At 70.0% G+C, this 22,901-nt stretch carries 21 protein-coding genes and 1 riboswitch; of the genes, 7 read left to right on the top strand and 14 right to left on the bottom strand.

The genetic code is table 11. From position 1 onward, the window contains the following. The first annotated feature begins 3 nt into the window (after positions 1–3). The gene (locus E4P42_RS09510) at positions 4–462 is read left to right on the top strand and encodes an ATP-binding protein (protein WP_209305736.1); all 459 of its coding nucleotides are present in this window, start codon (positions 4–6) and stop codon (positions 460–462) included. A gap of 4 nt (positions 463–466) precedes the next feature. Here E4P42_RS09510 and E4P42_RS09505 read toward each other — a convergent pair whose 3' ends face one another. Together E4P42_RS09505 and E4P42_RS09500 are read right to left on the bottom strand one after the other, a co-directional pair. Continuing rightward, positions 467–1,909 (bottom strand): M20/M25/M40 family metallo-hydrolase, encoded by a 1,443-nt coding sequence (locus E4P42_RS09505; RefSeq protein WP_135125479.1) that lies wholly within the window; start codon positions 1,907–1,909, stop codon positions 467–469. Next, entirely contained in the window at positions 1,906–3,402 is a 1,497-nt protein-coding gene (locus E4P42_RS09500; protein ID WP_135125477.1) for a M28 family metallopeptidase, read from the bottom strand. The genes E4P42_RS09505 and E4P42_RS09500 overlap by 4 nt, the downstream gene beginning before the upstream one ends. Positions 3,403–3,751: 349 nt before the next feature. Here E4P42_RS09500 and E4P42_RS09495 point away from each other — a divergent pair, with 349 nt between their 5' ends. Further along, positions 3,752–4,033 carry a hypothetical protein gene (locus E4P42_RS09495; RefSeq protein WP_135125475.1) on the top strand — a complete coding sequence of 94 codons (282 nt, stop codon included), beginning with the start codon at positions 3,752–3,754 and terminating at the stop codon, positions 4,031–4,033. Here the strand turns inward: E4P42_RS09495 and E4P42_RS09490 are convergent. The 9 genes from E4P42_RS09490 to thiO all read right to left on the bottom strand — a co-directional run bounded on the left by E4P42_RS09490 (position 3,989) and on the right by thiO (position 12,610). Continuing rightward, positions 3,989–5,116: an HTTM domain-containing protein gene (locus E4P42_RS09490; RefSeq protein WP_135125473.1), complete on the bottom strand. Its 1,128-nt coding sequence runs from the start codon at positions 5,114–5,116 to the stop codon at positions 3,989–3,991. The genes E4P42_RS09495 and E4P42_RS09490 overlap by 45 nt on opposite strands. Further along, positions 5,113–5,676 carry a hypothetical protein gene (locus tag E4P42_RS09485; protein ID WP_135125471.1) on the bottom strand — a complete coding sequence of 188 codons (564 nt, stop codon included), beginning with the start codon at positions 5,674–5,676 and terminating at the stop codon, positions 5,113–5,115. Before E4P42_RS09485 ends, E4P42_RS09490 begins: the two co-directional genes overlap by 4 nt. A gap of 6 nt (positions 5,677–5,682) precedes the next feature. Continuing rightward, entirely contained in the window at positions 5,683–7,341 is a 1,659-nt protein-coding gene (locus tag E4P42_RS09480; protein ID WP_135125469.1) for a hypothetical protein, read from the bottom strand. A gap of 877 nt (positions 7,342–8,218) precedes the next feature. Next, positions 8,219–8,962 (bottom strand): ABC transporter permease, encoded by a 744-nt coding sequence (locus tag E4P42_RS09475; RefSeq protein WP_135125467.1) that lies wholly within the window; start codon positions 8,960–8,962, stop codon positions 8,219–8,221. Then, positions 8,959–9,861 carry an ABC transporter ATP-binding protein gene (locus tag E4P42_RS09470; RefSeq protein WP_135125644.1) on the bottom strand — a complete coding sequence of 301 codons (903 nt, stop codon included), beginning with the start codon at positions 9,859–9,861 and terminating at the stop codon, positions 8,959–8,961. Before E4P42_RS09470 ends, E4P42_RS09475 begins: the two co-directional genes overlap by 4 nt. Continuing rightward, a complete protein-coding gene (locus E4P42_RS09465) occupies positions 9,858–10,604 on the bottom strand; it encodes an SGNH/GDSL hydrolase family protein (RefSeq protein ID WP_135125642.1) in 747 nt (248 codons plus the stop codon). Before E4P42_RS09465 ends, E4P42_RS09470 begins: the two co-directional genes overlap by 4 nt. Before the next feature lie 14 nt (positions 10,605–10,618). Continuing rightward, positions 10,619–11,395: a thiazole synthase gene (locus E4P42_RS09460; protein ID WP_135125465.1), complete on the bottom strand. Its 777-nt coding sequence runs from the start codon at positions 11,393–11,395 to the stop codon at positions 10,619–10,621. After that, a complete protein-coding gene (gene thiS / locus E4P42_RS09455) occupies positions 11,388–11,585 on the bottom strand; it encodes a sulfur carrier protein ThiS (RefSeq protein ID WP_135125463.1) in 198 nt (65 codons plus the stop codon). The genes E4P42_RS09460 and thiS overlap by 8 nt, the downstream gene beginning before the upstream one ends. Then, positions 11,582–12,610, bottom strand: a complete 1,029-nt coding sequence (gene thiO, locus E4P42_RS09450) for a glycine oxidase ThiO (protein ID WP_135125461.1) — start codon at positions 12,608–12,610, stop codon at positions 11,582–11,584. The genes thiS and thiO overlap by 4 nt, the downstream gene beginning before the upstream one ends. Next, positions 12,602–12,717: riboswitch (TPP riboswitch) on the bottom strand. It overlaps the preceding gene by 9 nt. A gap of 42 nt (positions 12,718–12,759) precedes the next feature. Between thiO and thiE the strand changes: the two genes are divergently transcribed. Next, positions 12,760–13,431 carry a thiamine phosphate synthase gene (gene thiE, locus E4P42_RS09445; RefSeq protein WP_135125459.1) on the top strand — a complete coding sequence of 224 codons (672 nt, stop codon included), beginning with the start codon at positions 12,760–12,762 and terminating at the stop codon, positions 13,429–13,431. On the opposite strand, the gene E4P42_RS09440 is transcribed toward thiE, so the two are convergent. Further along, positions 13,403–13,921, bottom strand: coding sequence for an NUDIX hydrolase (locus tag E4P42_RS09440; RefSeq protein WP_167759422.1), 519 nt, complete (start codon positions 13,919–13,921; stop codon positions 13,403–13,405). The two genes, thiE and E4P42_RS09440, sit on opposite strands and share 29 nt — an antisense overlap. A 133-nt stretch (positions 13,922–14,054) precedes the next feature. Between E4P42_RS09440 and glnX the strand changes: the two genes are divergently transcribed. The 4 genes from glnX to E4P42_RS09415 all read left to right on the top strand — a co-directional run bounded on the left by glnX (position 14,055) and on the right by E4P42_RS09415 (position 19,447). After that, the gene (gene glnX, locus E4P42_RS09435; protein ID WP_135125457.1) at positions 14,055–15,374 is read left to right on the top strand and encodes a protein kinase G-activating protein GlnX; all 1,320 of its coding nucleotides are present in this window, start codon (positions 14,055–14,057) and stop codon (positions 15,372–15,374) included. Between the two features lie 65 nt (positions 15,375–15,439). After that, positions 15,440–16,441 carry a glutamate ABC transporter substrate-binding protein gene (locus tag E4P42_RS09425; protein ID WP_135125455.1) on the top strand — a complete coding sequence of 334 codons (1,002 nt, stop codon included), beginning with the start codon at positions 15,440–15,442 and terminating at the stop codon, positions 16,439–16,441. Beyond that, on the top strand, positions 16,441–18,762 hold the full coding sequence (locus E4P42_RS09420; RefSeq protein WP_167759421.1) for a serine/threonine-protein kinase PknG: 2,322 nt from the start codon (positions 16,441–16,443) through the stop codon (positions 18,760–18,762). Before E4P42_RS09425 ends, E4P42_RS09420 begins: the two co-directional genes overlap by 1 nt. Positions 18,763–18,829: 67 nt before the next feature. Continuing rightward, positions 18,830–19,447: a class I SAM-dependent methyltransferase gene (locus E4P42_RS09415; RefSeq protein WP_135125453.1), complete on the top strand. Its 618-nt coding sequence runs from the start codon at positions 18,830–18,832 to the stop codon at positions 19,445–19,447. Here E4P42_RS09415 and E4P42_RS09410 read toward each other — a convergent pair. Together E4P42_RS09410 and pta are read right to left on the bottom strand one after the other, a co-directional pair. Then, the gene (locus E4P42_RS09410; RefSeq protein WP_135125451.1) at positions 19,444–20,631 is read right to left on the bottom strand and encodes an acetate kinase; all 1,188 of its coding nucleotides are present in this window, start codon (positions 20,629–20,631) and stop codon (positions 19,444–19,446) included. The genes E4P42_RS09415 and E4P42_RS09410 overlap by 4 nt on opposite strands. Beyond that, positions 20,628–22,733: a phosphate acetyltransferase gene (gene pta, locus E4P42_RS09405; protein WP_135125636.1), complete on the bottom strand. Its 2,106-nt coding sequence runs from the start codon at positions 22,731–22,733 to the stop codon at positions 20,628–20,630. The genes E4P42_RS09410 and pta overlap by 4 nt, the downstream gene beginning before the upstream one ends. Positions 22,734–22,901: the final 168 nt, after the last annotated feature.

The following is a 22,901-nucleotide window of genomic DNA, read 5'->3' as shown; positions in this document are numbered from 1 at the left end:
ACCGTGCCCGAGGTCGCGATCCTGGTCGGCCTGCAGGCCTCGGGGAAGACGACGTTCTACCGTCACCGGCTCGCCGCCACCCATGTGCGGGTGAGCAAGGACGCATTCCGCCGCAACCGGAGACCGCAGCGGCGACAGATGCAGCTGATCGCCGAGGCGCTCGGGTCGGGCCGCAGTGTGGCCGTCGACAACACCAATCCGTCGCCGCAGGAGTGGAATCCCATCATCGCGATGGCCCGTGCCCACGGTGCTCGCGTGGTCGGCTACTGGTTCGCTCCCGACCGTGCGGGATCGCTGCGCCGCAACGCGGCACGGAGCGGCGTCGAACGGGTTCCGGACGTCGGCGTGTTCGCCACGCTCAAGCGACTGCGCGAGCCACAGCACTGCGACGGGTTCGACCGCATCTTCGATGTTCGCTTCGACGGCACAGGCGGTTTCGTCGTCTCCGAACGGGTGGGGTGATCCGTCACGGCCGGCGGTGCCGCTCGTTCCTGGGCGGGACACCGTTGGCGCCGTCGGTGGACTGGGCGTAGGTGCCGACCGCGAACGCCACCGCGGGCGCCATCACCTCGAGCACATGGTGGTCGACGTTGTCGACCGTGTCGCGTCGGGTGTGGTGGTTCGGGTCGAACGGCGCCCCGGCGCGGCCGCCCCACAGGCGGGCCTGCACCGGTGTCTTCTGCTGTCCTGCACCGGTGGTGGTACCGCCGATCGGCACACCGGCCGTCAGGAACGGGTGGTAATCGCTGGTGGTGGTCAGCGGCATGTCGGCGGGCCGCACCCCGGCCAGGTTGAGGTATCCGGCCAGCAGGCGTTCGATGGCGGCCGAGCCGTCAGGGACGTTCGGCATCGGTGTGGTGGCCGCGGACTGGTCCCCGTCGTAGGTGAAGTAGCCGGCGTTGGTCGAGCCGATCATGTCGAAGTTCAGATAGAGCGCGATGTCGTCGAGTTGTTCGGCCGTGAGGTCGCCGACGTAGGCGCGCGAGCCTTCCAGTCCGATCTCCTCCGAGCCCCAGAACGCGAACCGGACGGCGTTGGCCACCTGGGGTGAGCTCCCCAGTTGCAGCGCGGCCTCCAGCACGGCCGCGACACCGCTGCCGTTGTCGTTGATGCCCGCTCCGCCCTTTACGCTGTCCAGGTGCGCGCCCGCGATCACCACGTTGCGGGGGTCGCCGGACCTCGTCTGCGCCAGCAGGTTTCGGGAGGTCACCATGATGGGCTGACCGTCGAGGCGCAGCCGGACGGGTGCGGTGGTGCGGCGCAGCGCGGCGTTGGCGTCGGCGCCGATGATACCGACCGGCACGGTGAGCCTGCGGTAGTAGCCGGGGGTGAACAGGCCCGGTGGGCTGCCCCGGTCGGCGGTGGTGGCGACCAGCAGTCCGACCGCACCGTGGGTGAGCGCCACGTCCTGTTTGACCACCACCGAGCACCCGGTGTCGTCGACCACCGCGATCGCGCCCCGGACATCGGCGCCCCGGTAGTCGGCGGCGCTGCAGCCGGCGGGACGGGTCGGCCGCAACGTCGCCGCGGTCAGCCCTTCGGGGCCGGTGTCGATCAACAGCGCGGCCTTCTCGACGGCGTGGTCCCGGCCGTTGACGGTCAGCCGCGGCTGCCCGCCCCGGGTGCCGCCGAAGCGGTCGAATTCCGGTGTCTGAACGTCGAAACCCTTGTCGCGCAGAAGGTTGGCGACATAGTCGAGGCTCGCGTCGTAGCCGGGGGTGCCCTCGCCGCGGTTGCCGCCGTGGCGTTCGGCGATGTCCTGCAGGGCCCGCAGATGGGTGTAGAGGGCGTCGACGGAGATCTTGCCGGCCAGCTCGTCGGCCAGCTCGACCGGCGGTGGGGGCGGGGGCGAAGAGCAGGCGCACAGCACCACACTGAGCGCGGCCGCGATGAACCAGCGGGTTCTCACGACGCGTCGGCGGGATGGCGCGTGCGGTCCTCACGGATCGGAACCCCGTTGCGGCCGCGTTGATCCTGCGCATACAGGCCGACGGAGTAGGCGACGCCGCCGCCGTTGATCTCCATCGCGGTGCGATCGATGTTGTCCAGCGTGTCGCCGGGTTTGTGGTAGTTGGGGTCGAACGGCTGCCCCGCGTCGCCGCCCCACTTCTGTGCCTGCTCGGGCGTCATCTCGGCCTCCGCGCCCGAGAAGATGCCGCCGGCGGGGATGCCGGCGCGGGTGAATCCGTCGTAGTCGCTGCGGCCGTCGAAACCGGTGTCCTCGGCCGGCTTTCCGGCCTCGTCGAGGTAGGCGACCAGCATCCGTTCGATACCCGCCGAACCCTCCGGCACCCGCGGCACCCGGCCTTGCGGATCCGGCGGCGCGGACTGGTTGCCGTCGTAGGTGAAGTAGCCCGGATTGGGTGAGCCGAGCATGTCGAAGTTCAGGTAGAGCGCGATGTCGCGGAGTTGCTCCTCGGTCAGCGACTGCGTGTAGTCACTGGATCCGCGCAGCCCGACCTCCTCAGCGCCCCAAAACCCGAAGCGCACCGTGTTGCGCACGTCCGGGTCGGGACCGAGCTGCAGCGCCGTCTCGAGCACCGCGGCCACGCCGGAACCGTTGTCGTTGATGCCCGGGCCTTCCGGCACGCTGTCGAGGTGGGCGCCGACCATCACCACGTCGGCCGTCGACCCGGTGTTCGTCTGGGCGATGATGTTGCGGGTGCGCTCGGTGCGCACGCCGGCCTCGAGCCGCAATGTCGCCTCCCCGGGATCCGCGCGCAACTGCTCGCCGAGCGCCTTGGTGACGCTGACCACCGGAATTCTGACGTCGGTGGTTTCGCCGAGGGTGCCGCCCATCTCGTCACCGTCGACGTTGTTGGCCACCACCAGCGCCACCGCGCCCCGTTCGGCGGCCGCCGCCTGTTTGTCGCCGAAGGGGCATTCGCCGCGGTCGACCAGCACGACGGCGCCCTGCACGGGCAGGCCGTCGTAGTCCGATGCCGTGCACCCGGGCGAATCCTCGACCCGCGCCGCGACGAGCGGGCCCGACACCCCCGCGGTGCCGATGGTGAACTCCAGCGGTTTGGCCGTCACCGCCCGCCCAGCCACGGTGAGCGCGGGGTCTTCGGCGAACGGTAGCCTGACTTCGAACTCCGGGGTCTGCACCTCGAAGCCCTTGTCGCGCAGCTTGTTCGCCACAAAATCGACACTGGCGTCGTAGCCGGGTGACCCGAGCGCGCGGTTACCGCCGTGCGCGTCGGCGATCTTCTGCAGCTCGGCGAGATGGGCCATCATGGCGTCCGCGGTGACCTTGCCGCGCAGATCGGTGGCGAACTCGGTGGCCGCGGCCGCCGGCTCCTGCGGGGTGGCCGACGGCGCGGGCTCGGTGTCGCGGCCACACCCCGCCAGACCCGTCGTGAGGGCCGCAGCGGACAACACCACCAGCATCTCGCGCACCATTGCATCCACGTTAGCGGCTGCGGCCGCGGGCTCGGGTCCCCTCCGCGAACGGGGGGACCCGAGGTCACCCGGCGGGGGACTCAGCTGTCGGCGCTTGGGCCGCCGCGTCATCGGAGGGCTCGATGCCCGCGTGCGACGGCGGGCCCGACCGTTCCGCACCTCATGGCGAAGCGCACTCGCGATAACGATCTACATGCGAGTCCCGCGTACGGTCCGAGTGTGGGTGAAGAGCGAACGCAGCGCCGCTTGAGCCGGGCGGAGTCGCGTTTGATCGCCGACCGGGGCGTCGACCGGGTGGAGCGCGTCGGCGAGACCATGAAGGCCGCCCGGGACCAGCCCGGCGGCACCCTTGGGGCGGTCGGCAAGTTGCTCGTCGAGGTGGCAGATCGAGACATCGACGCCGCCACCATCGCTGCACTTCGCGACGTCCTTCGCCGAGGTGCCGACCGGTCACGGCATCGACGACAGCATCACGCCGGAGACGTTCGCCGTCGTCGCGCTCGCCCTGTTTCAGGGGCTGGTCCGGCAGCGTCGCATCGACCCGGCGCGGGTGTCCGACGAACTCTTCGGCCAAGTGCTGTCGTGGTTACTCGCCGGCATGCCCAAGGCCGGCGACGCGGGCTCCGGCTAAGGGTCGCGGCGATACACGGCCGTGCCGCGGCTTGGCGTGCCGGCCTTCAGCGGTGTGTCTCGGGCCCGGTTGGGAGGCCGACACCGGTTCGGGCAGTGGCGGCGTCGGCGGAGTGCGGGCGCAGGTGATGTCGCCGGATTGGATGTCGTCGACATGCGGCCTTCGGCGCCGCCGAAGCCAGGCCGCGGCCGCGTCGGCGATGGCTCGGGCGCGCTCGCTGGGCAGGAATGCCAGGTACAAGACGAAGATCGCGAGGCTGAACAAGCCGATGGCCATGCTGAACAAGATGCTCACGTGCAGGGCCACCCCGGCGGCGAGCACCCAGGGCCGCCAGCGTCGGTTCCAGACCATCAGGCCGATCGCCAGCTCGATCACCAAGGTGCCCCAGCTCAGAACGTTCGAGATCACGAGCGTGTCGGTGATCCAGGTGGGGGTGGTGAAGAACAGCAGGTCGCGCTGGCGCAGGGAGTAGGCCACCGCGGTGCCTTCCTGCCAAGTCTCGCCGTGCAGCTTCGCGATGACCGTCGACACGTAGATCACCGAAACCTGGATCTGCATCAGGCGGATCGGCCACATCGCCCGCTTCTCGGCGTGCCAGAAGGATCCTGCGCGGCGGCGTTGGTCGAGCGAGAGCGCCGCGCCCGAGGGCGCCAGCGCGATGAACAGCGCCTCGATCCGAAGCAGGACGTCACCGGCGTTCATCACGAATGGATTTCGCCGTTCGAAGGAGATGACGAGGATGAAGACCAGGACGGCGGCGAGGCGGCTGTGCCAGCCGACCGTGAGCGCCAGCGACGCGACCAGCAGCAGGATCCAGGCGATGAACACGGCGCGGTCGTCCGGGAAGAGCCGCAGCACGCTCCACGTGAAATCGGCGGTCGGCGGGCGCGGCACGACACCCTGTGGACCGAAGAGATCGGCGAGCGCCGGATAGAGCGACAACGTCCAGGCGGTCATGAGAAGGCCGAAAGCGATTCGGACCAACCCCAGGGTGTAGGCCGGCTCGAGGGCGAACCAGAAGCGGTGCCACCCGTCAGCGGCCCGACGGCCGGATCGTCCGGCGCGAGCCAGTACCGTCGTCATTCCGCCCGCTCCTGCGTTGTGCGAGTGCGTGAGGGGCCGGCCGAGTCGAAGAGCAGTCTGCGCACCTTCTTGGGCTCGCCCTCGCCGGGTAGCGGCAGCGTCTCGGTCTGAACGATCATCAAGACCCGCGCCGCCCGCTCGCCGGGCCCGGTGACCTCCCGAACCACGTACTTCGCGAGCCCCGGCCGAAGGGTTTTGTGCCGGATGACTTCTTCTTTCAGCTTGCGCCAGCGGTAACCCGGCAGGGAACGGTCGGCGTCGAGCCGCCACACGCGGTCCTCGCCGTTGGTCATGATCACGTGAACCTCGACCTCGGTGAGCCTGCGCGGCGGATTCGGTGAGAAAACTCCCCAGCTCTGGTCGAGCCCGGTGACGCGCATGAGCGGGGCGAGCACCGGCGCCGCGACGTCCTTGATCGACGAGTCGGGCAGCGACCCGACGATGGCGGTCGCGACGAGGAGTGTGACCATCAGGCTGACGGCGATGTCGCGAACACCGCTGCGCTTTGCGGGCTCCCGGTCATCGCGGGCGGAGCGTCGGCGCTCCCGCAGGGCGAGCATCGCGTACTACACCTCCCACCAGCCGTAGCGGCCGACGTCGGTGCTGCGATCGAAGACCAACTCCGCGAACCTTGTGATGATGTCCTGGACCATGTGGACGATCCGCCAGAACAAGTCGGCGAGGAAGTTGAAGAACCTCGCGATCGGTCCGGGTGTCGGCCGGCGGTCGGTCCCATCTGCGGCGTCGACGGCGTCGGTGCTGTCGCTAGCGTCGGTAGCGTCTCCGGCGTCGGTCAGGTCGAGTGCGGAGTCGAGCAGGTCGGCCACATCGAGCAGACCGTCGGCGCCGACACCGTCGAGCAGGTCGTTGGTGTCGAGCGTGTCATCGACGGCATCGAGTACGCCGTCGACGGTGTCGGTGAGATCGGTGCCGTCGACCACGTCGGTCAGATCCGTGCTGTCGGCGACCTCGTCGACGGTGTCGAGCACCCCGTCGACCGCACCGTCGACCACGTCGGTCACCCCACCATCGGGAGTGTCCGAACCGTCGCTGACATCGAGGGTGGCGTCGACCGCGTCCAGCGTCGAATCCGCCGTATCGGCCAGGCCGTCGACCGCCGCGTCGAGCGTGTCGGTCAGGTCGGTGCCGTCGACCGTATCGGCAACCCCGTCGACCGCCGCGTCGAGCGTGTCGGTGAGGTCGGTGCCGTCGACCACGTCGGTCAGATCCGTAACGTCGGCGACCTGATCGACGGTGTCGAGCACCCCGTCGACCGCACCGTCGACCACGTCGGTCAGCCCACCATCGGGAGTGTCGCTCGAGTCGCTGACATCGAGGGTGGCGTCGACCGCATCCAGCGTCGAATCCGCCGTATCGGCAACCCCGTCGACCGCCGCGTCGAGCGTGTCGGTCAGGTCGGTGCCGTCGACCACGTCGGTGAGATCCGTGCCGTCGGCGACCTGATCCACGGTGTCGAGCACCCCGTCGACCGCACCGTCGACCACGTCGGTCAGCCCACCATCAGGAGTGTCCGAGCCGTCGCTGACATCGAGCGTCGCGTCGACCGCGTCCAGCGTCGAATCCGCCGTATCGGCAACCCCGTCGACCGCCGCGTCGAGCGTGTCGGTCAGGTCGGTGCCGTCGACCACGTCGGTCACCCCACCATCGGGAGTGTCGCTCGAGTCGCTGACATCGAGGGTGGCGTCGACCGCGTCCAGCGTCGAATCCGCCGTATCGGCCAGGCCGTCGACCGCCGCGTCGAGCGTGTCGGTCAGATCGCTGCCGTCGACCACGTCGGTCAGATCCGTACCGTCGGCGACCTCGTCGACGGTGTCGAGCACCCCGTCGACCACGTCGGTCACCCCGCCGTCCGGCGCATCGGTCGAATCGCTGAGGTCCAGTAGGTCGTCCACCGCGTCGAGCGTCGAGTCGGCGGTGTCTCCGATGCCGTCCACCGCGGTGTCGAGAGTGTCGGCCACATCGGTCAAATCGGTTGCGTCCGTGACGTCCAGTGTGTCGTCGAGGTTGTCGACCAGATCACCGACATCGAGGTTGCCCAGGTCGAGCCCGCCTCCGAGATCGAGAAGGCCACGCGTGCCGATGCGGTTGCTGATGTTGGCGTCAGCATCGTCGGTCGAGTCCTCAGCGTCGGTTGCTGACGACTCGTCGGCCGCGCTCGAGACCTCGTCTGCAGACGCAGCGTCGGTCTCCTCGGGGTCACTCACCCCGTCACCGTTCGTCGCCGGCGCGAGCGCCAGCTGCCCCGCGCCTCCGCCCGGTGCGGAAAGTAGCTGTATTGCGGGGATCTCGGGTGCCTGGGTATAGGCGGTCACCGACAGCGCCATGCCGCCCGCGAACAATGCGGTCAGGGTGCGACGTACCGTCGCACCGGAATTCCCGGACTCCGGCGACTCTGACGCGGGTGAATCCTCCGGCGGTCGCATCGAATGCTTGCCCATGACGCCCCGACCCTTCTGCCCTGCGCTAACCCCATACGCCGGGCGGTGGCTCAAGTTATTACGCCACTTTCATCCTTGTCAATATTCGCTCATATCTTGCTTTCGCGAATTGTTACGGGCGGTAATTACTTCGGCTACGCATCGGGAGGGATCGGCGGACCGTCGGACGAAACGACGCATCAGCAAAGGATCAAGATCGTCGCTTCGCTTCGCGAGGCCGGAGGAACAACATCCAAACTGGCGCTTTATCGCCATTTCGCGCCCTTGGCGTCTCGGTCGGGCGAATCGAGCAAGAACCCTCATACCTATCATGAAAGAGGAGCGAGCCGAACCAGAATCCGAGAAACTGGTTGCTTCAACAATAATCAGACGGGACCTCTTACTGGCTCGTTCGTTTTGCTGAAAAGCATGTGTGGTGGCCGGCGTAATGCAATCGCACTTCGGGCGGGGCGCATCCGGAGCAACGTGTCGCCGACCCCCTGCACAGTCGAGAACTGCACGTTTGCCTCGACTGAGGAGATGGTCAGCGAACGCGTGGCACCGCCGACGCTCGCAACGTCGGGCGTCGGCTGAGCACTTGCCCCGCCAATTAAGCACGCTGCTTTGCCAGCATCGCCGGTCGCGAGTGAAGTCGCCGCCGCTGTCAGGGATCGCGTCGGTTGACGTCCGCCGTGGCGAGGAGGAAGACGACGCCCACCACCGCGGTGAAGTACAACAGCGCCCCGAGCGGCCCCCACTTCATCGCGAAGGTCTGGATGGTCGGCACCTCGGTGAACCTGTGCGCGTTCGCGAAGGGCAGGAATGGCCCGATCCGCTCCCCCACTCGCGGAATGGTGCCGAGGAGCGGCTCGACGACGAACGGCAGCATGAGCAGGATCGCGATCACTCCGGCGCTGTGCCGCACCAGCGCGCCGAGGCCGACGGCCAGCACCGCACCGAGGGCCGCGTAAAGGCCGGCCGAGCCCACCGTCCGCCACACCTCCACGTTCGTGAACGACAGTTCCGCAGCCTGAGTCCCGGTGCCGACGACCCGCACCAACACCACCGACGCGATCACCATCGCCACCGTCGACAAACCCGCGAACACCGCCGCCACAAACGCTTTCGCCGCCAGCACCCGGGTACGCGACGGCGTCGCCAGGAACGTCGTCTTGATCATGCCGGTGCGGAACTCGCCGGTGACGGTCAGCGCCGCCAGGATCAACAGGACCGGGACCGCGAACGTCGTCACGCCCATCGCCACCCGCTCCGGTTCCAGCGGCATGCGGGTGCTGCCGACCGACGCCTGCACCCCGGCGAATCCCAAGCTCAACACGACGACAGCCAGCAGCGACCACAGCGGTGACCGCGTCGTCCCCAGCTTCACGACTTCCGAGCGCAGCGTCATGCCTGCGCCCGGTAGTCGACCGCCTGATCCGTCAACGCCATGTACGCCTCTTCCAGCGATGCCTGCTGCACCGACAACTCGTGCAACGTGATCCCGTGCCCGGCCGCGAGGTCACCGACCCGCTCGGTGGACGCCGACGGGACGAGCAGCGTCGCTCCGTCCACCGTCGGCGCCAGCCCGGCGTCGGCGAGGACCGCGGCGAACCGGTCGAGCTGCGGCGTGCGCACCCGCACCGTGTCGAGCCCGGACCGGCCGAGGAACTCGCTGACCGTGGTGGCCGCGATCAGCCGCCCGCGGCCGATCACCACCACACGATCCGCGGTCTGCGCCATCTCGGCGAGTAGGTGACTGGACACGAACACGGTGCGCCCCTCCGCGGCCAGTGTGCGCATCAGCGTGCGGATCCACCGGATGCCCTCGGGATCGAGCCCGTTGACCGGTTCGTCGAACAGCAGAATCGGCGGGTCGCCGAGCAGCGCGGCGGCGATGCCGAGCCGCTGGCTCATGCCCAGCGAGAAGGTCCCCGCCGGCTTGCCGGCGACCTCGGTGAGGCCGACCGTGTCGAGCACCTCGTCGATCCGCTTGCGCGACAGTCGGTTACTGTCCGCGATCCACCGCAGGTGGGACCGGGCGGTGCGCGTCGGATGGACCTGGCGGGCGTCGAGTAGCGCGCCGACGGTGCGCAGCGGATCCTTCAACTGCCGGTATCCGCGGCCCATCACGGTCGCGGTGCCCGCGGTGGGCCGGTCCAATCCGAGGATCATCCGCATCGTGGTCGACTTGCCGGCACCGTTGGGGCCGAGGAAGCCCGTGACGACGCCCGGTTCGACGGAGAACGTCAGATCCTCGACGGCGTGAATCCGGCCGAAACGTTTGGACAGACCGGCGAGTTCGATCACCGGCCGTCGTCCCACTGTGCCACCACCAGGTCGGCCACCGCCCGCATGCCCGCGGCGTTCGGATGCGCCGGCGCGGGCCGGCCCGGCCACGGAAACCCGGGCCGGGTGGTCCATGGTTCGGTCGACCAGGCGTGGTGGCCGCGGCTGGCATCGGCGGCGCGGACCCACTCCGCGCCGGTCTGGGCGGCGGCCGCACCCGTCACCCGCTCCAGGGTGTCGGCGATCCGGCGGCCCAGCGCCGCATCGGAATCCGACAACGGCGCCACGGGTTCGCCGGGTGGTGGCAGCAGCGTCAGGTAGTCGACGAACATCACCCGCGCCCGCGGCGCCCGGGTTCGTATCGCTTCACCGACCCGCCGCAGCGAGGCCTCGACCGCCACCAGCGCACGGTCACGCGCGGTGCGGTCGAGGAGGTCGCCGACCGGTGGCAGCCGCCGCACGATCCGCGGCAGGCCCGCGGCCATCAGCATCGGCACGTACCCGACGTCGTTCCCGCCGATTGTCACCGTCACCAGCGCCTCGCTGCCGTCGAGCGCATCGATCTGCGGGGGCGCCCCGTGCTGCGAATCGCTGAGCACATGGGCGGTCGTCGCCCCCGAATACGTCACGTCGACGAGGTCGAGGCCGAGTCGATCGGCCACCAGGTGCGGATAGTTGCGCGCCGACCGGCCGGCCCGAAACGGCGCGCCCGACGCCGACGGACGGATGCCGGGACCCGCCGCCATCGACGAGCCCAGTGCCACATACCGGTCCGCACTCACAGGGACGGGCTCGACGCCTGCGCCCAGAACCGCTTGGGGATGCGCCCGGCGTGCCGGGCCAGATAACCGGCGGTGACGGCGGCGCACATCGCGGCCGCCATCGCCGGCGGATCAGCCGCGCGGGTGACCGCGCTGGCGAGCAGCACGGCATCGCACCCCAGCTCCATCGCCAGCGTGGCGTCACTGGCGGTACCGATCCCCGCGTCCAGAATCACCGGGACGCCCGCGGCGTCGACGATCATCTCGATGTGGTGCGGGTTCGCGATGCCCAACCCGGTGCCGATCGGCGATCCGAGCGGCATGACCGCAGCGCAGCCGACGTCCTCGAGCCGGCGCGCCAACACCGGATCGTCGTTGGTGTAGGGCAGCACGGTGAACCCGTCGTCGACGAGTTGCTCTGCGGCCCGGACCAGTTCGACGGCATCAGGCAGCAGGGTGCGTTCGTCGGCGATCACCTCGAGCTTCACCCAGTCGGTGCCGAGCGCTTCGCGGCCGAGCTGCGCGGTGTACACCGCCTCGGCCGCCCCCCGGCAGCCCGCGGTGTTCGGCAGCGCAGTGATGCCGAGCCGGTGGAGCAGGTCCAGCACCCCGGTGCCGCCTTCGGCGTCGACGCGCCGCATGGCGACGGTGGTCAGCTCGGTACCCGAGGCGACTAGCGCCGCCTCCAGGACCGCCAGGTTGGGCGCACCGCCGGTGCCGAGGATCAGCCGCGAGCCGAACTCCCGCCCGGCGATGGTCAGCTTGGACGTCGTGGCGTCCTTGACATCAACCACCCTGTACCGCCGTCACGACCTCGACGCGCGCACCGTCGCGCAGCGGCGTCTCCCATTCCGAACGGGGCAGCACCGACCAGTCGACCGCCACCGCGATCCCCTTCTCCGGGAAACCCATGTGCTCCATCAGCTGTGCCACCGTCGTCTGGTCGTCGACGGTGACGTCTTCGTCGTTCACCCTCAGTTTCACCTACCGGCTCCCACTGTCGTTCGTAGTTCGGCGGCGATCCGCTCGGCCGTCCACGGCGCGAGTAGAAAGCCGTTGCGCCCGTGACCGGCGGCCACCAGTGTGCGCTCGTCGAGGCGTTGCACCAGGGGCAGCCCGTCCGGCGTCATCGGTCGCAGCCCGGCCGCGCACTCGGCGAACTCGTACTCCCCGAGCGCGGGCATCACCGTGCATGCGTCGTCGAGCAGATCGCGAACGCCGCTCACCGCGGGCGCGGTGTCGCGGCCGTGTTCGTACTGGGTGGCGCCCACCACGAGGCCGTCGGCCCGCGGGACCAGGTACACCTGCCTGCCGCCCACCCGCGCGCGCACCACTCGCTGCGGCACCGGCATGCAACCCCGCCGCCAACGCAGCCGCAGCACCTCACCCTTCACCGGCCGGATCGGCAGGCCCGGCCACAGGGTGGGTGCGTCGATCCCGTTGGCCAGCACCCGCAGGTCGGCGTCGTCGACCGCGGCCAGGTCGTCGACCGGCGGAGCCCACTGCACGCCGAGGAGTTCGCAGTGCGCGGCCAGCGCGTCGACCACCGCCCGGTTGTCCACGGCCAGTTCGGTGTCGGCGACGAACCCGTGCCGGATGCCTTGGGCCAGCAGTGGTTCGATGTCGCGCGCCGAGGTCGTCAAAGAGACCGGATGGCCCTGGGCGGCCAGCCACTCCCCGACGGTCTTGAGGTCGGCGGCGTCCGCGCGGTCGACCGCCACCACCAGCGACTCCCGGGCGGTGACCACCTCGGGCGGCAGCCCGTCGAGGAACCCCTCGTGCCACAGCCGCAGCGATTCGAGGCCGATCTGCAGCAGCTCGTGTTCGCCCGGCCAGCCCTCGCTGTGCGGGGCGAGCATGCCGCCGGCCACCCACGACGCTCCCTTCTCGGGGCGGCGGTGCACGCGCACCGACCACCCGTCGAGCGCCGCGCGCCGCGCAATCGACAGGCCGATCACACCACCGCCGATCACGGCCAGTGACGGCGCGGATGCTGATCCATGGGGCACAGTGCACCTCCCTTCGCCGGCATGACCCGGATCAGGTCCAGACGGTAAGGGCCGGATGCGTGACCCACTCTCAGTCCCGCTCTCCCGGGACTCCCGCGTCAGCCATCCAGCCTACCTGCGCCGCCGGGGTCACCGGATACCGTCGCGGTGTGCCCGAACCCCACGACCGCCTCGACACGGCCACCCTGTACCTGTGCACCGACGCCCGCCGCGAACGCGGTGACCTGGCCGAGTTCGCCGACGCCGCGCTCGCCGGCGGCGTCGACCTGATCCAGCTGCGCGACAAGGGGTCGCCCGGCGAGCAGCAGTTCGGGCCGCTCGAGGCGCGCGACGAGCTGGCCGCGCTCGAGGTGCTCGCCGACGCGGCGCGCCGCCACGGCGCCCTGCTGGCCGTCAACGACCGCGCCGACATCGCGCTGGCCGCGGGCGCCGACGTGCTCCACCTGGGCCAGGATGACCTGCCGCTGCCGGTGGCCCGCGGCATCATCGGGTCGCGGCCGCTGATCGGGCGGTCCACCCACGACAGCGATCAGGTCGGCGCCGCGATCGCCGAGGCGGTCGACTACTTCTGCGTCGGCCCGTGCTGGCCGACCCCGACCAAGCCCGGCCGGTCCGCCCCCGGCTTGGACCTGATCCGCCACACCGCGGCGCTCAACCCGGACAAGGTGTGGTTCGCGATCGGCGGGATCGACGAGGCGCGGTTGCCGGAGGTGCTCGACGCCGGGGCGCGGCGCATCGTCGTGGTCCGGGCGATCACCGCCGCCGAGGATCCGCGGGCGGCGGCGGCACGGCTCAAGGGCGCTCTGACTGCTGCCCGTTGACCAGTAGCGGGATGGTGGCCGTCACCGTCCGCAGCCGGTCCCAGCTGGCCGCGAAGCCCGGGTGCAACGGCAGCGCGGCCACGTCGTCCTCGTCCACCCAGCGCAGTTCGGCGCTTTCCCGGTTGGGCACGGTGTGCAGCAGGGTGGGCGCGTCGGCGATCACGGTGGTGTAGGTCCACGACGCCCCGCCGGCGCCACTGACCTCAGCGGTCACCACGGTGGTGCGGACGGTGAGCTGATCGGCGGGCAGGCCCGCCTCCTCATGCGCCTCGCGGACGGCCGCCTGCTCGGGGGTCTCATGGCTGTCGCGGGCGCCGCCCGGCAGTCCCCAGGTGCCGCCCTGATGACTCCAGGGGGCCCGGTGCTGCAGCAACACGGCGGCCGAGCCGTCCGGCCGCGGGGCGCGCAGCAGCAAACCGGCGGCGCCGTGCCGGCCCCAGTACCGGCCGCCGCCCTCGGAGAACACCCAGCCGTCGCCGTCCCCACGCACCCGTACAGGATAGGGCCGCGACGTCATCGACGGCTGTGCGCCGAATCAGCGCGAGCCGTGCCGGGAGCTCTTAGAATTCTTTTATAGAGTTGGACGGTCGGAAAGTAGCCGGATAGATGAGGACCGCGCACAGGTGACTGTGGAGTTGGCGCACCCATCGACCGAGCCGCTGGCGTCCCGGTCGCCGACCACTCCGGCCCACCCCCGCTGGTGGTTCCTGTGGACGACGCCCGGCCGGATCCTCACCATCGGCATCGTGTTGTCCGCCCTGGCGATCGCGTGCGCGTTCGCGACGTCGACCACCATCAACGACCGTCAGCAGGCGCTCACCACCGTGCTCAACCACACCGAACCGCTGGCCTTCGCCGCCGGTGAGCTCTACACCCGGCTGTCGGTGGCCGACGCCGCCGCCGCGACCGCGTTCATCGCCGGCACCGAACCCCGCGACGTCCGACAGCGCTACGAGCAGGCGATCACCGATTCGGCGGTCGCGCTCACCCGCGCCTCGAGCGGCCTGACCGACGAGGAGCTGGTGCAGCTGCTCGGCCGGATCAACGCCGAACTGGCCGTGTACACCGGACTGGTGGAGACCGCGCGCACCAACAACCGGGCGGGCAATCCCGTCGGCTCCTCCTATCTGTCGGAGGCGTCGTCGCTGATGCAGACCAAGATCCTGCCCGACGCGCAGCGCCTCTACGAGGCCACCTCGACTCAGGTGGACCAGGAGACGACGGCGTCGACGCGGATCCCGGCGCCGGTCATCCTCGTCGTGTTGGCCACCCTGCTGTTCGGGGTGTTCGCGAACCGGTGGCTGGCCCGGCGCACCCGCAGGCGGGTCAACATCGGCTTCGTCGCCGGCGGGCTCGCGGTGCTGATCATGGTGCTCTGGGTGGGCACGGCGCTGACGATCTCCACCGCCGACAGCCGCAGCGCCAAGGACACCGGCGCGGAGTCGCTGAAGACGATCACCAACCTGGCCATCACTGCCCAGCAGGCCCGCGCCGACGAGACGTTGGCACTGATCCGGCGCGGCGACGAGAATGTCCGCAAGCAGTCCTACTACCAGCGAATCGACGTGATGCAGGCCCAGCTGTCGGAGTATCTGGCCCGCGAGGACGCGATCGACAAGACCGATCTCGCCGCGGCCGCGGAGTTGCTCACCCGGTGGCGCCTGGCCGACGACCGCATCAACGCCTACATCGCGGTGGGCAACTACCAGGCCGCCACCCAGGTGGCGCTGGGCACCGGGCAGGGCGATTCGACGCCGGCGTTCGACAAGCTCAACGAGGTGCTCAACAAGGGCATCGAGGAGAGCCGCAGCCAGCTGCGCAACGACATCCTCAACGCGCGGCGGGTGCTGTCCGGCGCGACGGCGGGCGCAGCCGCGCTCAGCGTCATCGCCGCGATCGCGGTGGCGTTGGGCCTGTGGCCCCGACTGAGCGAGTACCGGTGATGAGCGCTCGCGCGAAGAACAGACGAGCACTGATGAGCGCTCGCGCGAAGAACAGACGAGCACTGATGAGCGCTCGCGCGAAGAACAGACAGCCGGTGATGAGAATTCTCAGGGCGGTCGTCGCGGTGCTGGCCGTGCCGGCATTGCTCACCGGCTGCGCGCAGGCGGCCTCGGTCGCGCCGACGCCGGGGGTCACGCTGGCGTCGCCGACGCCGGCCGGCATGCAGGAACTGCCGCCCGAACCGGCGCGGGTGCCGATGCCCGACAACGACGACTGCAACCGCACCGCCAGCCTGCGGCCCTTCCCGACCCGCGCGCAGGCCGACGAGGCGGTGGCCAACATCCGCGAGCGCGGCCGGTTGATCGTCGGCCTGGACATCGGCAGCAATCTGTTCTCGTTCCGCGATCCGATCACCGGTGACATCACCGGTTTCGACGTCGACATCGCCGGCGAGATCGCCCGCGACATCTTCGGCAGCCCGGCGCAGGTCGAGTACCGGATCATGTCGTCGGCCGACCGCATCTCCGCGCTCGAACAGAACCAGGTCGACGTCGTGGTCAAGACCATGACGATCACGTGCGAGCGTAAGGAGAAGGTGGCGTTCTCGACGGTGTACCTCACCGCCAACCAGCGCATCCTGGCGCCGCGCGATTCGGCGATCTCGCGGGCCGGCGATCTGTCCGGCAAGCGGGTGTGCGTGGTGAAGGGCACCACGTCGCTGCGCCGGATCCAGCAGATCACGCCGCCGCCGATCATCGTCGCGACCGTCACGTGGGCGGACTGCCTGGTGGCGCTGCAGCAGCGTCAGGTCGATGCGGTCAGCACCGACGACGCGATCCTGGCCGGGCTGGTGTCGCAGGACCCGTATCTGCACATCGTGGGGCCGAGCCTCAACGAGGAGCCGTACGGCATCGGCGTGAACAGGGAGAACACCGGCCTGGTCCGGTTCGTCAACGGCACGCTGCAGCGCATCCGCAACGACGGCACGTGGTATGCGCTGTACCGAAAGTGGTTGACGGTGCTCGGCCCCGCACCGGCACCCCCGGTCGCAAGGTACGTGGACTGATGGCCCGCTCCGATCACGACCTGGACGAGGTGGCCGGCGCCAGATCCGTCAACGTCGACGACGATCCCGGCACCCAGCCGGCCGCTTTCGACGAGGATCCCGGCACCCAGCCCGCCAGCCTCGACGACCTCGATATGGACTCGATGTCGACGATGCGGCCGATGGCCACCCAGGCGGTGTACCGGCCGACCTTCGACGACTCCGAAGGCACCACGGTCCACACCGGCGACACCGAGCCGCAGGACCATGCGACGACGGTGGTGCGCGCGCTGTCCCCGGTGCGCCGGCTGGGCGGCGGGCTGGTGGAGATCCCGCGGGTGCCCGCGAAGGATCCGCTGCAGGCGCTGATGGTCAACCCGGTGGTCGCCGAGGCGAAACGATTCTGCTGGAACTGCGGCAGGCCGGTGGGCCGGTCCACGTCGGACGGCAAGGCGCTCTCCGAGGGTTGGTGCCCGCACTGCGGCAGCGCGTACTCCTTCCTGCCGCAGCTCAATCCCGGTGACATGGTCGCCGACCAGTACGAGATCAAGGGCTGTATCGCGCACGGCGGCCTGGGCTGGGTGTATCTGGCGTTCGACCACAATGTCAACGAACGGCCGGTGGTGCTCAAGGGTCTGGTGCATTCCGGCGACGCCGAGGCCCAGGCCATCGCGATGGCCGAACGGCAGTTCCTCGCCGAGGTGACCCACCCGGGCATCGTGAAGATCTACAACTTCGTCGAACACGACGACAAGCACGGTAACCCGGTCGGTTACATCGTGATGGAGTACGTCGGCGGGACGTCGCTCAAACAGGCCAGGGGTGAGAAGCTCCCGGTCGCGCAGGCGATCGGCTACATGCTCGAGGTGCTGCCCGCGCTGGGGTACCTGCACTCCATCGGGTTGACCTACAACGACCTCAAACCCGAGAACATCATGCTGACCGAGGACCAGGTCAAGCTGATCGACCTCGGCGCGGTGTCGACGATCAACTCGTTCGGATATCTGTACGGCACACCGGGCTATCAGGCGCCGGAGATCGTGCGGACCGGGCCGACCGTGCAGAGCGACATCTACACGGTGGGGCGGACGCTGGCGGCGCTGACGCTGGATCTGCGGACCCGCAAGGGCCGCTACGTCGACGGCCTGCCCGGAACCGATCCCGTTCTCGCGCAGTACGACTCGTTCGGGCGGCTGCTGCGCCGGGCGATCGACCCGGACCCGCGCCGGCGGTTCGGCAGCGCCGAGGAGATGTCCTCGCAACTGCTGGGCGTGCTGCGCGAGGTGGTGGCACAGGACACCGGGGTGCCCAGACCCGGTCTGTCGACGGTGTTCTCGCCGTCGCGGTCGACGTTCGGCATCGACCTGCTGGTCGCGCACACCGACGTCTACGTCGACGGGCAGGTGCACTCGGAGAAGCTGACCGCGCAGGAGATCGTCCGGGCGCTGCAGGTGCCGCTGGTGGATCCGACGGACGTCGGCGCGGCCGTACTGTCGGCCAGCGTGCTCAGTGAGCCGGTGCAGACGCTCGACCAGCTGCGCGCGGCGCGGCACGGGGCGTTGGACTCCGAAGGGATCGACCTGTCGGAGTCGGTGGAGCTGCCGCTGATGGAGGCGCGTGCGCTGCTCGACCTGGGCGACGTCGCGAAGGCCACCCGCAAGCTCGAGGATTTGGCCGGCCGGGTGGGCTGGCGCTGGCGGCTGGTGTGGTTCCGTGCGGTGGCCGAACTCCTGTCCGCCGACTACGAGGCGGCCACCAAGCATTTCACCGAGGTGCTCGACACGCTGCCCGGCGAGCTGGCGCCCAAACTCGCGCTGGCCGCGACGGCCGAACTCGCCGGTGACACCGCGGAGCGCAGTTTCTACCAGACCGTGTGGACCACCGACCACGGCGTCATCTCGGCCGGTTTCGGGCTGGCGCGGGCGCAGTCGGTCCGCGGCGACAGGGACGGCGCCGTCCGCACGCTCGACGAAGTACCCGCCACGTCACGGCATTTCACCACCGCCCGGCTGACGAGCGCGGTGACGCTGCTGTCGGGGCGGTCGTCGAGTGAGATCACCGAGCAGCAGATCCGCAACGCCGCCCGCCGGGTGGAGGCGCTGCCCGACACCGAACCGCGGGTGCTGCAGATCCGGGCGCTGGTGCTGGGCACCGCGATGGACTGGCTGGCCGACAACGAGGCGAGCACCAACCACATCCTCGGGTTCCCGTTCACCGAACACGGTCTGCAACTCGGCGTCGAGGCGTCGCTGCGCAACCTGGCCCGGGTGGCCCCCACCCAGGCCCACCGCTATGCGCTGATCGATCTGGCCAACAGCGTGCGGCCGATGAGCACGTTCTAGTCCGCCTTGTTTGCCTGCTCGGCAATCGGTGTTGCCGCTGGGTCGGACCGCAGCGATCCTGGGTGCCATGGGTGCACACGAACGAGACACGCTGACCGCCGAGTGGGACGAACGGTACAAGGGGTGGGACCTCTCGGGCGCACAGCCCAACGCGGTGCTGATCGCCGAGACCGCCGGGCTGACCGCGGGCCGCGCACTGGACATCGGCTGCGGGCTGGGCGCCGAGGCGATCTGGCTCGCGCAGCAGGGCTGGCGGGTGACGGCGATGGACGTCTCCCAGGTGGCGCTCGACCGGGCGGCGCAGCGCGCGCAAGACGCCGGGGTGCAGGTGCAGTGGTGCCGTGGCTCCCTGGAGGACGCCGAGTTACCCTCGGACGGCTTCGATCTCGTCACCGCGCACTATCCGGCGCTGCGGCACTCCGCCGGGGGCGACGCGCAGAAGGCGCTGCTGGGCGCCGTCGGGCCCGGCGGCACCCTGCTGGTGGTCCATCACGCCGACGTCGACGAGGCCACGGCGAAGGCGCACGGGTTCGATCCCGCGGACTACCTGATGCACGACGACGTGGTGGCGCTGCTCGGCGACGGGTGGGAGGTGCGCGTGCAGCGGCGCCGGCCCCGTGCCACGCCGGCCGGCGCGCAGGGGCAGCACACGCACGACGACGTGGTGGTGGCCCGCCGCCGTTAGATCACCTGCATGCAGGCGCGGGCGATCGCGAGTTCCTCGTTGGTCGGCACCACCAGCACCGTGGTCGGCGAGCTCTCCGCGGAGATCCGCCGGGCGGCCCGACCGGGGCTGGCGTTGAGGTGCTCGTCGAGCTCGATGCCCAACGGCGCCAGCCCGGACAAGGCGTCGCGCCGCACCGCGGCGTCGTTCTCCCCCACCCCGGCGGTGAACGTGATGACGTCGGCGGTGCCCAGCAGTGCGAGGTAGGCGCCGATGTATTTGCGCAGCCGGTGGACGTACACGTCGTAGGCGAGTTGCGCTGCCTCGTCGCCGGATTCGATCCGCTGGTGCAGGACGCGGAAGTCGATCTCCCCGCCGAGACCGCGTACGCCGGAGCGCTTGTTGAGCATCGTCTCGATGTCCTCGATGCTCATTCCCGCGGTGCGCCACAGATAGGTCAGCACACCGGGATCGATGTCGCCGGAGCGGGTGCCCATCACCAGGCCCTCCATCGGCGTCAGCCCCATCGACGTGTCGACCGGCCGCCCGCCCAGGATGGCCGAGGCCGACGCCCCGTTGCCGAGGTGCAGCACGATCTGGCTGAGCGAGGCCAGCGGCGCGTCGAGGAAGAGCGCCGCCTGCTCGCTGACGTACTGGTGCGATGTGCCGTGAAAACCGTACCGGCGGATGTGCCAGCGGGCGGCCAGGTCCCGGTCGATGGCGTACGTGGCCGCGGCGGGCGGCAGGTCGTGGAAGAACGCGGTGTCGAACACCGCGACGTGCGGGACATCGGGTAACGCCTTGCGCGCCACACCGATCCCGAGCACCGCGGGCGGGTTGTGCAGCGGGGCGAGCGGCGCCAGCTCGTCGAGGGTGGCGACCAGCCCGTCGTCGATCACCGTCGGACGGTACAGATCAGGGCCACCGTGTACGACGCGGTGCCCGACCGCGACCAGCCCGACCGACCCCAGTTCGGCGCCCGCCTCGTCGAACAGCTCGAACGCGGTGCGCAGGGCGGCGTCGTGGTCGGCCACCGGTTGCTCCCGGGTCACCTCCCGCTCGCCGACTGTGAGGCTGGCCGGCGAGGCGTCCTCACCGATGCGCTCGACGATGCCGTCGGCCAGCGAGGCGCCCGAATCCGGGTCGATCAGTTGCACTTTGACCGACGATGAGCCGGAGTTGAGGACCAGAACCGTACGCGTCATCGCTGCTCCTGCGGTACCGGGCCCGTGCCCTGGGCCTGAATCGCGGTGATCGCGACCGTGTTGACGATGTCCTCGACCAGCGCCCCGCGCGACAGGTCGTTGACCGGCTTGTTGAGGCCCTGCAGCACCGGGCCGATCGCGATGGCCCCGGCGCTGCGCTGCACGGCCTTGTAGGTGTTGTTGCCGGTGTTGAGGTCCGGGAAGATGAGCACCGTCGCCCGGCCGGCCACCGGGGAGTCCGGCATCTTGGTCTTGGCGACCGACGGTTCCACCGCCGCGTCGTACTGAATGGGTCCCTCCACCAACAGCTCCGGCTCTCGTTTGCGCACCAGTTCGGTGGCCTCACGGACCTTCTCCACCTCGGCCCCGGAGCCCGACGTACCGGTGGAGTACGACAGCATCGCCACCCGCGGGTCGATCCCGAACTGCGCCGCGGTGCGCGCCGAGGAGATCGCGATGTCGGCCAGTTGCTCCGCCGTCGGGTCGGGCACGATCGCGCAGTCCCCGTAGGCCAGCACCCGGTCGGCCAGGCACATCAGGAAGATGCTCGACACCGTCGACACATCGGGCATCGTCTTGATGATCTCGAACGCGGGGCGCACGGTGTGGGCGGTGGTGTGCGCGGCGCCGGAGACCATGCCGTCGACCAGGTCGTTGTGCACCAGCATCGTGCCGAAGTACGACACGTCGTGGATGGTCTCGCGGGCCTGCTCGACGCTCACCCCCTTGTGCTTGCGCAGTTCGGCGTACTGACTCGCGAACTGATCGCACAGGTCACTGGTGCGGGGGTCGATCACCGTGGCCTCGGTCAGATCGACACCCAATTCGGCTGCGCGGGAACGGACTCGCGCCTCCTCGCCGAGGATGGTGAGGTCGGCCACCCCGCGCTGCAGCAACCGGCCCGCGGCCTGGAGGATGCGGTCGTCGTCGCCTTCGGGCAGCACGATCCGTTTGCGGTCCGACCTGGCGCGGTCGAGCAGCTGGTAGGTGAACATCTGGGGGGTCGTCACTGTCGGGATCGGAATCGCCAACCTGCTCAAAAGGTCCGCGGTGTCGACGTGCTCGTCCATCAGCGCCAGCGCGGTGTCGATCTTGCGCGCCGACGCCGCGGTCACCCGGCCCCGGGTCTCCGCGACCCGGCGCGCGGTGTCGTACGTGCCGTACCCGGTGGCGATGACGGGCAGCCGCAGGCCGAGGCCCGACACCAGTGCCGCGATCGAGGGATGCAGCTCGAGCCCTCCGTTGAGGATGATTCCGGACAGTGACGGAAACCCCTCGGCGGCATGCGCGCTCACGACGGCGAGCACCACGTCGGAGCGGTCTCCCGGGGTGATGACCGCGACGCCCTCGGTCAGCCGTTCCAGCACGTGTTCTGCGGTCATGCCGGCCACCAGCACGTCGAGCGCTTCCCGACTCAGCAGCGTGTCGTCGCCGCTGACGAGGGTGCCGTCGACGGCGTCGCGCAGCTCGGCGACCGACGGGGCCACCAGCAGGGGCTCTTCGGGCAGGACGTAGGCCTGCGGACCGTCCGGACGCTGCAGCGCCTCGCACACCGCGGCCAGCTGAGGTGGGTCACACCGGTTGGCCACCACAGCGGCGGTGAACGCGTGCTGGGCCGTGATCTCGTCGAGGCACACCTCGACGACCTGCGCCACCTCGGCGGGGGTGCGATTTTTCGCCTTGACCGCCAGCACCACCGGTGCGCCGAGGTTCGCCGCGATGCGCGCGTTCATCGACAACTCGCTCGGGCTCGCCACGTCGGTGTAGTCGCTGCCGACGATCAGGACCGCATCGCACCGGTCGGCGACCCGGTGGAAGCGGTCGACGATCTCGGCGAGCGCCCCGTCGGGGTCCTCGTGCAGCTGCTGGTAGCCGACGCCGACGCAATCCTCGTAGGGCAGACCCGCCGTGGTGTGGGCGAGCAGGAGCTCGAGGATGTAGTCCCGATCCCCCGGCTCTGCCCCGTGCCGCTCGGGACGCCGGGTGATGGGCCGGAACACCGCGACGCGGGCGACGGTGGCCGCCAGCCGGTCCAGCAGTCCGAGGGCGATCGTCGACTTTCCGGTGTCACCCTCCGGCGACGCGACGTATATGGCGGAGATGCGGGGACCAGGATCCTCGGGCACGCCTCAAGCCTGCCGTATCGCTGCAGGCACGGCCAGCAGGCCTGAGGACGACACGGGTCACGAGTACTTGAACGGACACAAAAATGTGACGTATACGCGCAGTTGTGGTTATTGGATGTTCCTTTGCTAAAGTCGCGTCGCCAC

It is taken from the genome of Mycobacterium sp. PS03-16 (assembly GCF_004570325.1).
In the GTDB taxonomy this organism is placed as follows: Bacteria; Actinomycetota; Actinomycetes; order Mycobacteriales; family Mycobacteriaceae; genus Mycobacterium.
The sequence above is the reverse complement of the archived record's forward strand: the minus strand, read 5'-3'. Positions and strand labels throughout refer to the sequence as shown.

Coding starts and splice junctions, on each gene's coding strand:
- E4P42_RS09500 (WP_135125477.1), bottom strand. CDS start 3,402: ATGGTGCGCGAGATGCTGGTGGTGTTGTCCGCTGCGGCCCTCACGACG.
- E4P42_RS09490 (WP_135125473.1), bottom strand. CDS start 5,116: ATGACGACGGTACTGGCTCGCGCCGGACGATCCGGCCGTCGGGCCGCT.
- E4P42_RS09485 (WP_135125471.1), bottom strand. CDS start 5,676: ATGCTCGCCCTGCGGGAGCGCCGACGCTCCGCCCGCGATGACCGGGAG.
- E4P42_RS09475 (WP_135125467.1), bottom strand. CDS start 8,962: ATGACGCTGCGCTCGGAAGTCGTGAAGCTGGGGACGACGCGGTCACCG.
- E4P42_RS09425 (WP_135125455.1), top strand. CDS start 15,440: ATGAGCGCTCGCGCGAAGAACAGACAGCCGGTGATGAGAATTCTCAGG.
- E4P42_RS09420 (WP_167759421.1), top strand. CDS start 16,441: ATGGCCCGCTCCGATCACGACCTGGACGAGGTGGCCGGCGCCAGATCC.
- E4P42_RS09415 (WP_135125453.1), top strand. CDS start 18,830: ATGGGTGCACACGAACGAGACACGCTGACCGCCGAGTGGGACGAACGG.
- E4P42_RS09410 (WP_135125451.1), bottom strand. CDS start 20,631: ATGACGCGTACGGTTCTGGTCCTCAACTCCGGCTCATCGTCGGTCAAA.